The sequence below is a fragment of the Flavobacterium sp. T12S277 genome, from assembly GCF_048514875.1.
Taxonomy (GTDB): domain Bacteria; phylum Bacteroidota; class Bacteroidia; order Flavobacteriales; family Flavobacteriaceae; genus Flavobacterium.
On record NZ_JBLYEG010000009.1, the window covers coordinates 102854 to 118543 of the forward strand.

Here is a 15690-nt window from a genome sequence, read left to right on the forward strand (position 1 = left end):
TTGGAAGAAATGACATCAGAGCGGCCTTCTATTTAACATTAAAGTCAATTTTTTATGCAAAAAAATATAATGCTTTTTGTTGCATTTTTGCTGTCAGTAGCTGTGTTTTCACAAGAAGATTTACAGGAAGTAAAAATTACAAAAAAGCAAAAAGGAATAAAAAAATCCTATACGCTTACCGCCAATACATCTGTTATTACAAGTAAAGAACTGCTAAAAGCAGCCTGCTGTAATCTGGCCGAGAGTTTTGAAACAAACCCTTCAATAGATGTGAATTTTTCCGATGCTTTAACCGGAACCAAACAAATTAAAATGCTTGGTCTGACAAGTCCTTATTTATTAATTACCGAAGAGAATCTTCCTTCTGTACGAGGGGCTTCACAAGCTTACGGATTATCGTTTACTCCGGGAACATGGATAGAAAGTGTTCAGATTACTAAAGGAGCGGGCAGTGTTATCAATGGGTACGAGAGTATTTCAGGACAAATTAATACCGAGCTTTTAAAACCATTAAGTGATATCCCGTTTTTCTTAAACGCCTATGGTTCTACCGATGCCCGTTTTGAATTGAATACCCATTTCAATAAAAAATTATCGGATAAATGGGCAACGAGTTTATTTGTTCATGGCAATGCCCGTGTAGCGAAAAACGACATGAACGATGACGGGTTTTTAGACAATCCGCTGGGGAAACAAATTAATGTTTTAAACCGTTACCAATATTATAATCCGGATAGCGGTTTGGTGGGTTTTATCAATTTCAGGTATATGAATGATAAAAAACAAACCGGAGAAGTAGATTTCGATAAAGATACCGATCGCGGAACAAAGAACCGTTGGGGTTCGGAGATCAATACAGAACGTTTTGATGTTTCTACTAAGATAGGCTATGTGTTTAAAGACATGCCGTATCAAAGTATTGGTTTTCAGAACGCCTTCAATACCCACAATCAGAACTCTTATTTTGGTTTGAGTCTTTATGATATCAGGCAAAATAGCTATTATTCAAATTTAATTTTCAATTCGATTATTAACAATACAAAGCATAAATTCTCTACAGGTTTAAATTTTGCTTACGATCAGTATCAGGAGTTTGTAAATGCAAATGACTACAGCCGAATTGATAATTCTGTTGGTGCATTTTTTGAGTATACTTATGACAATACCGATAATTTTAGTTTGATTTTAGGAGGTAGGGTAGACAATCACAATCGATTGGGGGTATTTGTTACGCCACGTCTGCACATGAGATACAATCCCTGGAAGTTTGGAGTGCTTCGTGTTTCTGCCGGAAGAGGGAAGCGTTCGGCTAATATTTTTGCCGAAAATCAGCAGCTTTTTGCGAGTTCCAGAACGTTTTCGATTTTAGATCAAAGTGGAAAAATTTATGGGTTGAATCCCGAGATCGCATGGAATTATGGAGTGAGTTTTTCTCAGAAATTCCGTGTTTTTAATAAAAATGCTGAAGTTGGATTTGATTTCTATCGTACCGATTTTCAAAATCAGGCCGTTGTCGACTTGATGCAAAGTCCGCAGGATGTTTTGTTTTATAATCTGAAAGGAAGCTCGTTTGCTAATAGCTTTCAGTTGGAATTCAATTTCGAATTTATTCATAACCTGAATTTAAGAACGGCTTACAAGTATTACGATATTCAAACAGATTATCTACGTGGTACTTTTCAGCGTCCCTTACAGGCGAAACACCGCTTTTTGGGGAATCTGGAATATGAAACCAAACTGAACAATGATAAACAATGGAAATTTGATTATACTTTTAACTGGTCTGGAAAACAGCAATTGCCTTATACAGCGTCAAACCCGACTGCAGATCAGTTTCCTGATTTTTCGCCTTCGTATGCGGTGATGAATGCTCAGGTAACTAGAATTTTTTCTTCTGTTTTTGAAGTATATGTAGGAGGAGAGAATATTGGAAATTACAAACAGCAAAAAGCTATTTTAGGAGCTTCAGATCCATTTGGTCCTAATTTTGATGCTTCTGTTGCGTATGCTCCTATTTTTGGACAGATGTATTACGCAGGATTGCGGTTTAAGATAAAGTAATTGTAAAATGTGAGCTGTAAAATGTGAAAATTTATTCAACCATCTTACATCTAACATCTCACACATAAGATAAGAATAATAACACTAAATAATAAATAAGATGAATAGAATAATTTTAATCGCGCTGATTACTTTTTTAGGATTTTCGGCTCAGGCACAAACTAAGAAAAACAAGAATTTAAAGTACACAACCGAGGTAAATGGTAACTGCGAGCAATGCAAAAAACGTATTGAAAAGGCGGCCTTTAGTGTTCCGGGAGTAAAATCGGCAACATGGGACATTAGTACTCATCAGCTAGCGGTGATTTTAAACGAAGAAAAATCATCTCCTGCAGATTTGAATGCTGCTGTAGCTAAAGTCGGACATGATACTAAAGAGGTTAAAGCGACGGATGCCGATTATGACAATTTGCATTCTTGCTGTAAGTATGTAAGAGAATAAAAAAACAGCAGAGCCCGGGTTTATACTCGGGCTTTTAATAGTTAATTTATCTTTAAAATATGGCTTTTAATTGTGGTTGAAGCAAATTATTGCTAATTTCACAAACTTATAAATATAACCAAACGCATTTATGAATAATTTTGATTGGACGCAATTAATCAACCCTGAATTTTATATAACATTAAGCATTGGAGGGGTTCAAATTGGTTTATTTATTGTTCTCTTTATAGTTTTTGCAGAAACAGGTCTTTTTGCGGGATTTTTTCTTCCGGGAGACAGTTTACTTTTCTTAGCAGGTATTTACAGTCGTGATTTAATGCAGAATGTTGTCGATATTCCGGCAGATTTTCTTAATGTTTTTATACTTTCAACCCTTGTTGCCATAATGGGAGTCTTGGGGAATATGACCGGATATTGGTTTGGAGCCAAAAGCGGTTACTATCTGTTCAAAAAAGAAGATTCTTTCTGGTTCAAGAAAAAATACTTATTGCAATCAAAAGACTTCTTTGAGAAGTACGGTGGAAAAGCAATTATCTATGCGCGTTTTCTTCCAATTTTCAGAACTTTCGCTCCTATTGTGGCAGGGATCGTTTCTATGGATAAACAGAAATTTATGTTCTATAATGTTTTGAGTTCTTTCCTTTGGTCGTTTATATTGATCTTCGCAGGACACTATTTATATGGCGTGTTCCTGAAAGAAGGAATAGATTTAAAACATCACATCGAATACATCATTATTATAATTGTAATCATATCTACATTTCCGGTATTGGTAAAGCTTTTTAAAAAGAGACCAAGCGAAAAGATGTAATTTAAAACAAAAGGTATAAAAAAGTCCGAAACAGTTAAGTTTCGGACTTTTTTTATGGGATATATTTTCTTTTGTGAAATGTAAAACGTGAAATGTGAGTTGTGAGATGTAACCTCTAAATATCAACTTCTGAATCATTACGCCTCTGAACTAAAAAAAAACTTAGCATCTTAGTACCTCAGAACCTCAGAACCTTTAAAAAAAAAACTACCATTCATTCACTTTGTTGGCATCCATTTTTAGGAAGATAAACAACAAAATTGTGAATCCCCAGAGTCCGGAGCCTCCATAAGAAAAGAAGGGCAGAGGAACTCCAATTGTTGGGAAAATTCCAATAACCATGGCAATATTAACGAAGAAGTGTGTAAATAAAATTCCCGCAACACAATAACCATAGACCCTGCTGAATTTTGTTTTCTGTCTTTCGGCCAGGTAAATGACTCTTAGAAATAGCCCTACGAAAAGTGCGATTACCACTAAAGATCCTGCAAAACCCCATTCTTCGCCAACGGTTGTAAAAATGTAATCGGTGTGCTGTTCCGGAACGAATCCTCCTTTGGTTTGTGTTCCTTCAAGGAAGCCTTTTCCGATCCATCCTCCTGATCCAATAGCAATTTCAGACTGATTGGTGTTGTATCCAATACCTTTCATGTCCACGCTTTTTCCTAATAAGATATTAAAACGGTCACGGTGGTGCTGTTTGAAAACGTTATCAAAAACGTAATCTACAGAGAAAACAAAACCTGAGATAACAAGTAAAAGAATACCGCTTAAGATAATGTTTCGATCAACTACTCTTCCTTTGAAATGTATGATCGTTAAAACTCCCAAGGAAATTAGAACAACAACATAAGGTTCCAGGACAAGTGTTAATACAAACAATAGAATGGTGATAAAACCAGTCCATACATACCAGGATGGTAAACCTTCTCTGTACAATACAACAATAAAAATACTGTAGATTAGGGCACTTCCCGGATCGGGTTGAGGTAAGATCAATAATACCGGTAAAAATACAATGGCCAGGGCCTGAATTTGTCTGTTGGTATCTTTCAGGTTGATTTGCGTATCACTTAGATATTTGGCCAATGCCAATGATGTAGCGGCTTTAGCAAACTCAGACGGCTGTAAAGTAAAGCTTCCGATCGCATACCAACAACGCTGTCCGGCAATCGTTTTTCCAAAGAGAAACAAACCGGCTAAGGACAATAAGGAAACTCCAAAAATAATACTGGCGTATTTTTCATAGAACTTTCCATCAACAAAAAGGACCACAAAAATCAAAGGGACGGTACATCCAATAAAGATTAATTGTTTTTGATAAGTTCCTTCTGTTGATAATAATGATGAGGAATAGATATTTAGCCACCCTAATATCACCAACGAAATGTAGATAAAAACGCTTATCCAGTCAATGTTATTTTTTACACTTTGATTTTTCATTTGAAATAATCTTTGTTAGTTCTTTTTAGTGGTGTCTGATACTGTTTTTTTAACTTCTGCTTTAGGTGTTACCGGTTTAGGAGTAACAATTTTAGCTTTTAAAAGGGAATCTTTTGGCGTAGATTCAATTGCGCTGGCTTCGTTCATACCGCCTAGTTTCGCATATTCACTGGCCAAACTTTTGTTTAAAACCCTGGTTTCCAAATCGGTTCTTGTGATTTTATGTCTCAGGTATTTTTCAATCATTAAACTGGCAATCGGACCCGCTACTGTAGCTCCAAATCCTCCGTTTTCAATCATAATTGCAATTGCAATTTTAGGATTGTCTTTAGGGGCAAAAGCAACAAATATAGAGTGGTCTTTAAGCTGTGTTCTTTTTCCGTTAATTTTTGCAAAATTTTCTGCCGTACCCGTTTTACCGCAAATATCAATACCTTCTACGCGAAGTGCATAAGCTGTTCCTTTGTTGTAAACGTCAAACAAACCGCTGATGACCGGTGGGAAATATTTTTGGTCAATTGTGGTAACGTGTTTGGTGGTAAATTTAGCATCAATTTTTCTTCCTTCAATTTTTTTAATAATATGAGGCGTGTAATAGTAGCCTTGATTGGCTACAGTTGCCATCATATTTGCCAATTGAATAGGGGTCATTAAAACCTCTCCCTGGCCAATTGAATTCGATACAATAGTGGTGCTTCTCCAACCTCCGTTAGGATAAATTCGTTTATAGGTTTTTGATGTCGGAATGTTTCCTTTTTTACCTGTTGGCAAATCATAGCCCATAAACTGTCCTAATCCAAAACTTTTTACGTGGTCACTCCAAACATCTACCGCCTTAGCAGGATTGTTGTATTTGTTTATGGTCAACATATAAGATTGTGCAAAATAGGTGTTACAGGAATTGTAAATTCCGTTATGCAACTGATGAGGTCCAAAACCGTGACATTTCATAAAACGACCTCGACCATAGCTAAATCCATGGTGACACATAAAGGTGGTTTGTTCGTTGATAACGCCTTCCTGCAAAGCAACCAGACCAGTCAGGATTTTAAACGGAGAACCCGGAGGATACTCAGCCAAAAGTCCTCTGTCGTACAGCGGTTTTGCGATCGAATCGTGATACAAAAGGGTATAGTTTTTAGAACGCTGTCTTCCAACTAAAATTCCGGGATCATAAGAAGGTGCGGTTACTAATGCCAGAATCTCACCGCTTTTAGGTTCGATAGCGACAATACCACCTCTTTTATTGATCATTAATTCTTCTCCGTATTTCTGAAGTTCGGCATCGATTGTCAGGTTGATGTCTTCTCCGGCTACGGCAATAGTATCGTATTTACCCTCTTTGTAAGAGCCAATTTCTCTGTTGTATTTGTCTTTCTGAATGTATTTTACACCTTTAATACCGCGTAAAATATCTTCATAGCTTTCTTCAACACCTTGCTTTCCAATTAAATCACCACTATTGTAATATGGATTTTTGGCAATTTGTCGTTCGTTTACCTGTGTGATGAAGCCAAAGATGTTTGCACCGTAGTCTACGTCATAGTCACGAAGCGAACGCTTTTGAAAATAGAAACCTTCGTATTTCCGAATTTTCTCCTGAAAAGCGGCGAACTCATTTTTGTTCAGCTGTGCTAAAAATACCGAAGGAAGCCTTGGGCTGTATACCTTGGCTTTGGCAATTCGTTTGTCGTAATCTTCTCGTGTAATGTTTAATAAAGCACAGAATTCAGGAATATTAAGGTCTTCCTTGATCTCTCTCGGAATTACCATGATATCATAAGAGGCCTGATTGGCAACTAATAATTTCCCGTGTCGGTCATAAATATAACCTCTTTCAGGATAGTCGTATTTTTTCTTTATTGCGTTATTTTCGGATTTTAACTTAAAGGTATCATCAATAATTTGCAAATAAAAGATCCTGATCACTAGCAAAGATGCTGCAATAATAATTAAAGAGGGCAGCAGGACTTTTCTCATCGTTTATTAGGCTTAATAAGGTAAATTATGATAATGGAGGTGATTATTGTAAAGATAGAGCTAAATAAAGTTCGGAGTAAAACATCCAGAATAAATTTAAACTGAAAAGCTTCTAATACAAACAATACGATATGATGCAATACGACAGAAACAAGAATAAAAGAAAACCGTTCCGGGGTTAAGGAATCATTCAGTTTAATGGTTTGATATTCGTAGCTAAGTCCAAACGAGAATTTGAAAATGTACGGTCTGTAATACGCAAGTACAAGACAGGCTGTCGCATGAATTCCGCCCGAATTGCAAAACATGTCCATGATAATTCCAAGCAAAAAGCTCGATACAATCAAGCCGGTTCTGTTGCTGTTAACCGGATACAAAATAATGTACAAGATGTATGGGAAGGGACTTATGTACCCTAAAAAATTCATATTATTGAAAATAACAACCTGAATTGCTAGTAACATAATAAATCGAAAAATATTGAGTAACAAAGCGCTATTCATTTTTTCCCTTGTTTTCTAAATTAATAAGTTCTTCTCTGTCCTTACTCTTGATGATGTATACGTGTCCAAGATTGGTCATATCGTTAAATAGCTTAACTTTTATAACATAAAAACTTGAATTTTCCTTTTTGTATATATTTTCTACAGTACCGATATTAATTCCTTCCGGGAAAATTACAGATTGCCCTCCGGTTACGATGGTATCTCCTTTTCTAACAGAAGCTAACCTTGGAACATCTTCCAGCTGTACAAATCCGGTGCTTTTTCCATCCCAGGTTAAAGAACCAAAATGGTTTGTCTTTTTTAGTTTAGCGTTGATCTGTGATTTCATATTCAAAATACTCACTACAGTTGCATATCTTGGCGAAGTATTGTCTACCAATCCAATAATTCCTAAGCTATTAATAACTCCCATGTCTGGTTTTACACCATCATTTGATCCCGAGTTAAGCGTGATAAAATTTTCGTGAGTGTTGTAGGAGTTGTGAATTACTTTTGAAACAATAATATCCGCAGGTTTAACTCCTTTTACGCTGTCTGCTAAAGGTAGTTTTGTGGTGTCTTGTTTGTTGAATAATAGACTTTTTAATCTTGCGTTTTCAAGTACAAGTTCGTCATTTTCAGTTCTTAAGTTCAAGTATTCGTTTACGTGATTGATTTTCTCATAAACACCTCCGGTTAAAAAATTAGCCGAACTGATTATTTTACTTCTGTGATAAGAATGTGATTGAACTGAGAGCGCTAACGAAATACCTAAAAGCAGCAAAAACAGCAATCGATTACTGTTTCTTATAATGAAATTAAAAATTTGCTGCATTTCTTGTTTGGTTATTTTGTTTCAGGATATGCTTTTGGTTTCAAAATTTATTAGAGTTGAACGTTTGAATTCAACTCTAATAAAAATATATTGATTGTTATTTTGAATCTTATTTGATTAAGATACTTTTAAATTTCGCAATGTTTTTAAGCGCCATTCCGGTTCCGCGAACAACTGCTCTTAACGGGTCTTCAGCAATGTAAACAGGTAAATCTGTTTTTTGCGAAATACGTTTGTCAAGACCTCTTAACATCGATCCACCACCCGCTAAATAAATACCAGTATTGTAAATATCGGCTGCTAATTCAGGTGGAGTCTGAGATAATGTTTCCATTACCGCATCTTCGATACGTTGAATTGATTTGTCAAGTGCTTTCGCGATCTCACGGTAAGAAACATCTACTTGTTTTGGTTTACCGGTAAGTAAATCTCTACCCTGAACTGACATATCTTCTGGTGGTCCGTCTAAATCTTCGATGGCGGCACCAATTTGAATTTTTATTTTTTCAGCAGTACTCTCTCCAACAAAAAGGTTGTGTTGTGTACGCATATAATAAACGATATCGTTTGTGAAAACGTCACCTGCAATTTTTACAGATTTGTCGCATACAATTCCGCCTAATGCAATAACTGCAATTTCAGTAGTACCTCCTCCAATATCAACAATCATGTTTCCTTTTGGTTGCATGATATCGATACCAATACCAATTGCTGCTGCCATTGGCTCATGAATTAAGTAAACTTCTTTTCCGTTTACTCTTTCACAAGATTCTTTTACCGCTCTCATCTCCACTTCGGTAATACCGGAAGGAATACAAACCACCATTCTTAAAGCTGGAGTAAACATTCTTTTTTTCAATGCCGGAATACTTTTGATGAACATGTTGATCATCTTTTCTGAAGCATCAAAATCTGCAATTACACCATCTTTCAAAGGCCTTATGGTCTTGATGTTTTCATGCGTTTTACCTTGCATCATATTGGCTTCCTTACCAACAGCAATGATTTTGCCTGATATTCTATCACGTGCAACGATCGACGGACTATCAATAACAACTTTATCATTATGTATGATTAAAGTGTTTGCGGTACCAAGGTCTATCGCAATATCCTCGGTCATGAAATCAAAAAATCCCATAAGTTTTTTAGGGGTTTAAAATGTTATAAATTATTTTGAACAAAGTTAAACAAATTAATGTTTAAAATGACGTGTTCCCGTAAATACCATTGCAAGATTGTTTTCATTGCAATAATTTATGCTTAATTCGTCTTTTATTGAGCCTCCTGGCTGAATAACAGCAGTTATTCCTGCTTTTTTGGCTAATTCTACACAATCCGGAAACGGAAAAAATGCATCACTTGCCATTGAAGCACCGGTTAAATCAAATCCAAAAGCTTTTGCTTTGTCAACTGCCTGAACTAAAGCATCTACTCTTGAGGTCTGACCTGTTCCTGACGAAATTAATGTTCCGTTTTTAGCAAATACGATTGTATTTGATTTGGTGTTTTTACAAATTTTTGAAGCAAATATTAAATCTTCTATCTCTTCAGCTGTAGGCTCTGTAATAGTAACGGTTTTTAAATGCTCTTTAGTATCTGTAATATTATTTCTGTCCTGAATTAACAAACCATTAAGACATGTTCTTACTTGTCTTGAAGGTAATTCAACTTCATTTTGAATTAAAATGATTCTGTTTTTCTTTTCCTGTAAAACAGCAATTGCTTCTTCATCATAAGCCGGAGCAATTACCACTTCGCAGAATAACTTGTTGATTTCCTGTGCTGTATCCAGGTCGATTTTAGTATTTGCAATCAAAACACCTCCAAAAGCTGATGTAGGATCACAAGCCAAAGCTGCTAAATAAGCCTCGCTAATTGTTTTTCTGGAAGCTAAACCACAAGCATTGTTGTGTTTTAAAATCGCAAATGTTGGTCCGTCAGTTTTAAACTCATTAATTAAGTTTACTGCGGCATCAACATCTAATAAGTTGTTGTATGATAATTCTTTTCCGTGAACTTTGTTGAACATAGCGTCAAAATCACCAAAGAAAAATCCTTTTTGATGAGGGTTTTCCCCGTATCTTAAAATCTGACCGTCTGCAATACTTTCTTTGTAAATGGTTTCGTCAGTATTGAAATAGTTAAAAATAGCACCGTCGTAGTGAGAGGAAACGTGGAAAGCTTTTGTAGCAAGCAATCTTCTGTTTTCAAGAGTTGTGGCTCCATTTTGTGTCGTAATCAAATCTAAAAGCAGGCTGTACTCGTTTACTGAAGCTACAATTACTGTGTCTTTGAAGTTTTTTGCACCGGCACGGATTAATGAAATTCCGCCAATGTCAATTTTTTCAATAATATCCTGCTCGCTTGCACCTGAGGCAACTGTTTTTTCAAACGGATACAAATCAACAATTACCAAATCGATTTGCGGAATATCAAATTCCTTCATTTGCTGAACGTCACTTTCGTTATCCTGACGGTTTAAAATTCCACCAAAGATTTTCGGGTGTAATGTTTTTACTCTTCCTCCAAGAATTTCAGGGAAAGAAGTAATATCTTCAACAGGAACTACAGGAATACCAAGATTTTTTATAAAGTCTTCGGTTCCTCCGGTCGAGTAAAGTGTTACATTTTGTTCGTGTAATTTTCTAACGATTGGCTCTAAACCGTCTTTTGAAAAAACAGATATTAATGCCGATTGTATTGTTTTAGTTGTGCTCATCGTGTAGTTATGATTTTTGAGACTGCAAAAGTAGTTTTTTTAAACATTATTTTAAAGAAAATTAATGTAACATTATGCTAAAAAAATCTACTGATGAGTAAGTTAACTTTTATTAGGTTTTTGATTTTAAATTATTGAATTTTACTTTATTGAAAAATACGACTATATGCTGGTTTATCTTAGATTATTAAAAGAAAGTTTGAGCTTTGCTGTTAATGCTTTGCGAAATAATAAACTGCGAACTTTATTGTCTTTGTTAGGAGTAACAATTGGGATTTTTTCAATTATTGCTGTTTTGGCGGCAGTTGATTCTTTAGATCGTAAAATTTCTAAGGATTTGAGCAGCTTGGATAAAAATACAATTTATTTAATGAAGTTTAGTTTTGGGCCCTCCGAAATTCCGCAATGGAAAAGAGATCAGTTCCCAAATGTAAAATACGATGAATATGTAGGCTTAAAGAATTCACTAACAAATACCGATCAGGTAGCGTATCAGCTTTTTGTAAAACACGAGAGTTTAAAATACGATTCAAAGACCGTAAGTGATGTTAATATTATTCCTTCGTCAAGCGAAATTGTAGATATTGAAGGGTTGAGCTTTGAAACAGGAAGGTTTTATAATGGATCAGAGTCCAACTCCGGTAAAGCAGTTATTGTTTTAGGTTACGAAATTGCCGAAGGACTTTTCGGCACAAGTGATCCGATTGGAAAAGATATTCGTTTGTACGGACAGCGTTTTACGGTTATTGGTGTAATTGCAAAACAAGGGGCGGGTTTCTTTGGAGACAGTAATGATACATCGGTTTATTTGCCGGTCAATTTTTTACGCCGAATGTATGGTGACAGCGATGCGATGACACCCGTAATTGTTGTAAAACCGGAAAAAGGAGTAGACATGGACGCCTATAAAGCGCAGGTTGCACAAAAAATAAGGGCCATTCGAGGTATGAAAGCCGGCGAAATAGATAATTTCTTTATTAATGTACTTTCTGGATTTACCGATTTTATAGACGGGATTTTGGGACAAATGAATGTGGTGGGATGGATTATCAGCGGATTCTCTCTTTTGGTTGGTGGGTTCGGAATTGCCAATATTATGTTTGTATCCGTAAAAGAACGCACTCATTTAATTGGAATTCAGAAATCCTTAGGAGCTAAAAACCGATTTATTTTGTTTCAGTTTTTATTCGAAGCGGTTATTCTTTCTGTTATTGGCGGCATAATTGGCTTGTTGATGGTTTGGGGTATTGCGTTTGTTTTGACAAAAGTACTTGACTTTGAATTTGTTTTAAGCGCCGGAAATATCATTTTAGGAACCGGACTGGCGGCGCTGATCGGATTAATTTCCGGGATACTGCCGGCGATTTCTGCTGCAAATTTAGATCCGGTAGAAGCGATTCGAACCGGAATGTAAACCCATTACAGAAAAAATCATTTCCGAAGCACTTTAATTTTGGCTTTGCTGTTGAATTTTATCGTAATTTTAATACCCTAATTTAAAAAGCGATAATATGATACCAGTAAAAGCTTATGCAGCCTATGATGCTGTAAATCCGTTAAAACCTTATACGTTTGAAAGAAAAGAAGTTGGTGCTCATCAGGTTCAGATCGAAATTTTATACAGTGGCGTTTGCCATTCTGATATTCATACTGCAAAAGGCGACTGGGGGCCTGTTGACTATCCCTTAGTCCCAGGTCACGAAATTGTGGGCCGAATTGTAGCTGTTGGAAATGAAGTCTCTAAGTTTAAAGTTGGAGAATTGGCAGGGGTAGGCTGTTTTGTAGATTCTTGTCGAGTTTGTCCGAGCTGTCAGTCGGGAGAAGAGCAGTTTTGCTATGAAGGAATGACAGGAACTTATAACAGTGTTGAAAGAGGAACCAATATTCCAACACGTGGAGGATATTCCAACAGTATTATTGTGGATGAAAGCTACACCCTTCACGTTTCTGAAAAGCTCGACATAAAAGGAGTTGCTCCGTTACTGTGTGCCGGGATTACCACTTATTCTCCGTTGCGCTATTTAAAAGTAGGCAAAGGACATAAAGTTGGGGTTTTGGGACTTGGCGGTTTAGGACATATGGCGGTGAAATTTGCGGTCTCTTTTGGTGCCGAAGTTACCATGTTGAGTCACTCTCCTTCAAAAGAAGCGGATGCAAAGAAATTAGGAGCGCATAAATTTGCTTTAACCTCAAATCCTGAAACAATGGAGTCGTTAGCGAATAGCTTCGATTTTATCCTCAATACTGTTTCGGCAAAACACGACCATAATGCCTATCTGAATTTGTTAACGACTAACGGAACCATGATTGTTGTTGGAGCTCCTCCCGCACCTGCCGAAATTCCTGTTTTTACTTTGATTATGAAAAGAAGAAGTATCATTGGAAGTTTAATAGGAGGGATAAAAGAAACGCAGGAAATGTTAGATTACTGTGCTGAACATAATATTACTTCTGATGTTGAAATTATCGATATGGCCTACATTAATGAAGCTTACGATCGTATGAATAAAAGTGATGTGAAGTATCGTTTTGTAATTGATATGGCTTCTTTGAAGTAGCTAAGGTTGTGAGGTGCTAAGATTTTGAGTTTTTTGTTATAAATAGTATATTCCTTCGAAGCTTAATCACATAAAAAAAGTCCGTAAAGCTTGTCTTAGCGCTTTGCGGACTTTTTGTTTTTATTAGGTGTGTGAGTTAGTATGAGGTTTTTTGACGTATTAGTTATCTACCTTTTTGTATTCTAAAGTTCCAAGCTGATCTTGGGTAACCACACGTTTTTGGCTGTCGAAGTATTCAATTTGAAATTTCACAGGCATTAAATCAACTGTAACGGTTAAAACATCATTGTCTTTGGAGAGTTTCCATTTGCCGTTGATGCTTTTTTCTCCTACAACTCCTGTAAATTTCCCATCTTCGTTGAAGACCTGAAAAACCTGATCGCTATTGAATTTCTCTTTGATGTCTTTTTCTTTTCCGTTTTTAGTAAGTTTTACCAGTTGCCATTTTCCTATAAGTTCTTTTGACGTTTGTGCCTGGATGGAGAGTGATGCTAGCATAATTAAGGCCAGATAAACAATTTTTTTCATAAGGTTACGATTTTAAAGTTGGGTTTTAAGGGATTAATAGGTTTTGGTAAAAATACAATTTTTCTGACAAATATTATTTAGTCATTACAATTACAAGTTAAGAAAAATTCCGTAGGAATGAAATGTCGGCAGTAATGGAAATTATTCCGTTGAGAGGTGAAACGTCATATTTAAAGTTCCGTAGGAACGAAATATTTTGTAGCAACGGAATTTATTCCGTTGAATATGATGAATTACGCATTCAGAAGTTCCGTAGGAACGGTACATTAATTATTAGGGAAGTTTAATTTTAGTTTTATTCCATTTGATTGAATCAGGATAATAGTAAAAATGTTTTCTGTCGTTATTTTTATATTGCAAAACAGTATCTTCTTCTTGAGTAGTTCTTCGGATAATATAAGTGCCAATGTTTTTAGTGTTTAAAAACTCAAAAAAGGAAGTGTTTTTTATAGTGTCTTTTTGAGAAGCAATAATTAAAATTTGTCTGTTTTTTTCTTTAGTTAAGATGTTTTCAGAAAGAAAATCAGTTAAGTTTTTTTGAGGGATTCTAACAAAGTCTTTGGGTTCTAAGCGTAAAAGATGTGGAAGAGTATCATTTTCATTGCCATAACTGCAAAATTCTAAAAAATATTCTTTCTGATAAAAATAAAAATCACCCTTTTTATCAATAATCAATTGATGTTCTCCGTAAAAACCTTTTCTTGGGAATGCTACCGTTTTACTGTTGCTTTTTTTTAATGAATCAATATAATTTTGAAGTTTTCTGTCTTCATAAGAAATAATATAAGGTTTGTTCTTGACAGAGTTTTTTTTCTTGTTACAATTCAAAAGAAGAAAACAAATAATAAAACCAATAAAAATTCTAGCCATAAAGAATAAGATTTAAAATAAAGATATAAAAAAATCCCATTTGCTTTCGCTAATGGGACTTTGTGTATTTAGAAGTTTAAAAACTATCTAATATCATTATTCTGAATCAAATCGATATACAAGTTGATTTTGTCTTTCAATTCTTTTCTTGGCGTGATAAAGTCAAGGAAACCGTGCTCTAATAAGAACTCGGCAGTTTGGAAACCTTCCGGTAAATCTTTACCAGTTGTGTCGCGAACTACACGTGGACCAGCGAAACCAATCAAAGCACCAGGCTCAGAGATGTTGATGTCTCCTAACATAGCGTATGATGCAGTTGTTCCTCCGGTTGTTGGATCTGTACAAAGAGAGATGTATGGTAATTTAGCTTCTGCTAATTGCGCTAATTTTACAGATGTTTTAGCCAGCTGCATTAACGAATAAGCGGCTTCCATCATACGTGCACCACCTGATTTTGAAATCATTACAAAAGGCAATTTGTTTTTGATCGCGTGATCAATACCTCTGGCGATTTTTTCTCCCACAACAGCTCCCATAGATCCACCAATAAAGGCAAAATCCATACAGCAAATTACAAGTTCTTTTCCTTTAGATTTTCCCACTCCGGTACGCACCGCGTCCTTTAAGTGTGTTTTCTCCATTACGTCTTTCAATCGTTCTGCGTATTTTTTTGTATCCACAAAATGCAGAGGATCTTTAGAAGTCATGTTTTTATCTAATTCAACAAACTCATTATTGTCGAATAAAATTTCAAAATAGGTTGCGCTTCCAATTCGAACATGAAAATCATCTTCCGGGCTTACAAATAAGTTTCGGGCTAATTCGTCAGCGTCAATAATTTTTCCTGTAGGAGATTTGTACCACAATCCTTTCGGAACGTCCATCTTATCTTCAGTAGCAGTTGTAATCCCTTTTTCCTGTCTTTTAAACCAAGCCATATTGAATGTTTTTTTTGTTT

14 protein-coding genes are annotated in these 15690 nt (G+C 35.7%); 5 read left to right on the forward strand and 9 right to left on the reverse strand.

The features are described from left to right. Nucleotides 1–54 precede the first annotated feature (54 nt). The 3 genes from ACN1CN_RS14135 (at nucleotide 55) to ACN1CN_RS14145 (ending at nucleotide 3314) form a co-directional block, all read left to right on the forward strand. A complete protein-coding gene (locus tag ACN1CN_RS14135) occupies nucleotides 55–2061 on the forward strand; it encodes a TonB-dependent receptor plug domain-containing protein (protein WP_419136122.1) in 2007 nt (668 codons plus the stop codon). A 100-nt stretch (nucleotides 2062–2161) separates the two neighbouring features. Next, nucleotides 2162–2503, forward strand: coding sequence for a heavy-metal-associated domain-containing protein (locus ACN1CN_RS14140; RefSeq protein WP_264526157.1), 342 nt, complete (start codon nucleotides 2162–2164; stop codon nucleotides 2501–2503). Between the two features lie 130 nt (nucleotides 2504–2633). After that, entirely contained in the window at nucleotides 2634–3314 is a 681-nt protein-coding gene (locus tag ACN1CN_RS14145) for a DedA family protein (protein WP_419136123.1), read from the forward strand. A 207-nt stretch (nucleotides 3315–3521) separates the two neighbouring features. Here the strand turns inward: ACN1CN_RS14145 and rodA are convergent, their stop codons facing one another. The 6 genes from rodA to purH all read right to left on the reverse strand — a co-directional run bounded on the left by rodA (nucleotide 3522) and on the right by purH (nucleotide 10776). Beyond that, nucleotides 3522–4757: a rod shape-determining protein RodA gene (gene rodA, locus ACN1CN_RS14150; protein WP_264526158.1), complete on the reverse strand. Its 1236-nt coding sequence runs from the start codon at nucleotides 4755–4757 to the stop codon at nucleotides 3522–3524. Nucleotides 4758–4772: 15 nt separating this feature from the next. Next, nucleotides 4773–6737 carry a penicillin-binding protein 2 gene (gene mrdA, locus ACN1CN_RS14155; protein WP_291285857.1) on the reverse strand — a complete coding sequence of 655 codons (1965 nt, stop codon included), beginning with the start codon at nucleotides 6735–6737 and terminating at the stop codon, nucleotides 4773–4775. After that, nucleotides 6734–7240, reverse strand: a complete 507-nt coding sequence (locus ACN1CN_RS14160; RefSeq protein WP_264526160.1) for a rod shape-determining protein MreD — start codon at nucleotides 7238–7240, stop codon at nucleotides 6734–6736. The genes mrdA and ACN1CN_RS14160 overlap by 4 nt, the downstream gene beginning before the upstream one ends. Continuing rightward, complete coding sequence (gene mreC / locus ACN1CN_RS14165; protein ID WP_419136124.1) at nucleotides 7233–8057, reverse strand: rod shape-determining protein MreC; 825 nt, start codon at nucleotides 8055–8057, stop codon at nucleotides 7233–7235. The genes ACN1CN_RS14160 and mreC overlap by 8 nt, the downstream gene beginning before the upstream one ends. A 109-nt stretch (nucleotides 8058–8166) precedes the next feature. Next, a complete protein-coding gene (locus ACN1CN_RS14170) occupies nucleotides 8167–9195 on the reverse strand; it encodes a rod shape-determining protein (protein ID WP_007804822.1) in 1029 nt (342 codons plus the stop codon). 54 nt (nucleotides 9196–9249) lie between these two features. Further along, the gene (gene purH, locus ACN1CN_RS14175; protein ID WP_264526162.1) at nucleotides 9250–10776 is read right to left on the reverse strand and encodes a bifunctional phosphoribosylaminoimidazolecarboxamide formyltransferase/IMP cyclohydrolase; all 1527 of its coding nucleotides are present in this window, start codon (nucleotides 10774–10776) and stop codon (nucleotides 9250–9252) included. Nucleotides 10777–10942: 166 nt separating this feature from the next. On the opposite strand from purH, the gene ACN1CN_RS14180 reads away from it, so the two are divergent. Together ACN1CN_RS14180 and ACN1CN_RS14185 are read left to right on the forward strand one after the other, a co-directional pair. After that, on the forward strand, nucleotides 10943–12190 hold the full coding sequence (locus ACN1CN_RS14180; RefSeq protein WP_419136125.1) for an ABC transporter permease: 1248 nt from the start codon (nucleotides 10943–10945) through the stop codon (nucleotides 12188–12190). A 97-nt stretch (nucleotides 12191–12287) separates the two neighbouring features. Beyond that, a complete protein-coding gene (locus ACN1CN_RS14185; RefSeq protein WP_419136126.1) occupies nucleotides 12288–13334 on the forward strand; it encodes an NAD(P)-dependent alcohol dehydrogenase in 1047 nt (348 codons plus the stop codon). Between the two features lie 159 nt (nucleotides 13335–13493). Here ACN1CN_RS14185 and ACN1CN_RS14190 read toward each other — a convergent pair whose 3' ends face one another. From ACN1CN_RS14190 to accD, 3 genes are all read right to left on the reverse strand, one after another. Continuing rightward, on the reverse strand, nucleotides 13494–13862 hold the full coding sequence (locus ACN1CN_RS14190; protein WP_419136127.1) for a lipocalin-like domain-containing protein: 369 nt from the start codon (nucleotides 13860–13862) through the stop codon (nucleotides 13494–13496). 273 nt (nucleotides 13863–14135) lie between these two features. Continuing rightward, nucleotides 14136–14732 carry a hypothetical protein gene (locus ACN1CN_RS14195; RefSeq protein ID WP_419136128.1) on the reverse strand — a complete coding sequence of 199 codons (597 nt, stop codon included), beginning with the start codon at nucleotides 14730–14732 and terminating at the stop codon, nucleotides 14136–14138. 83 nt (nucleotides 14733–14815) lie between these two features. Further along, a complete protein-coding gene (accD, locus tag ACN1CN_RS14200) occupies nucleotides 14816–15670 on the reverse strand; it encodes an acetyl-CoA carboxylase, carboxyltransferase subunit beta (protein WP_017498373.1) in 855 nt (284 codons plus the stop codon). Nucleotides 15671–15690 lie beyond the last annotated feature (20 nt).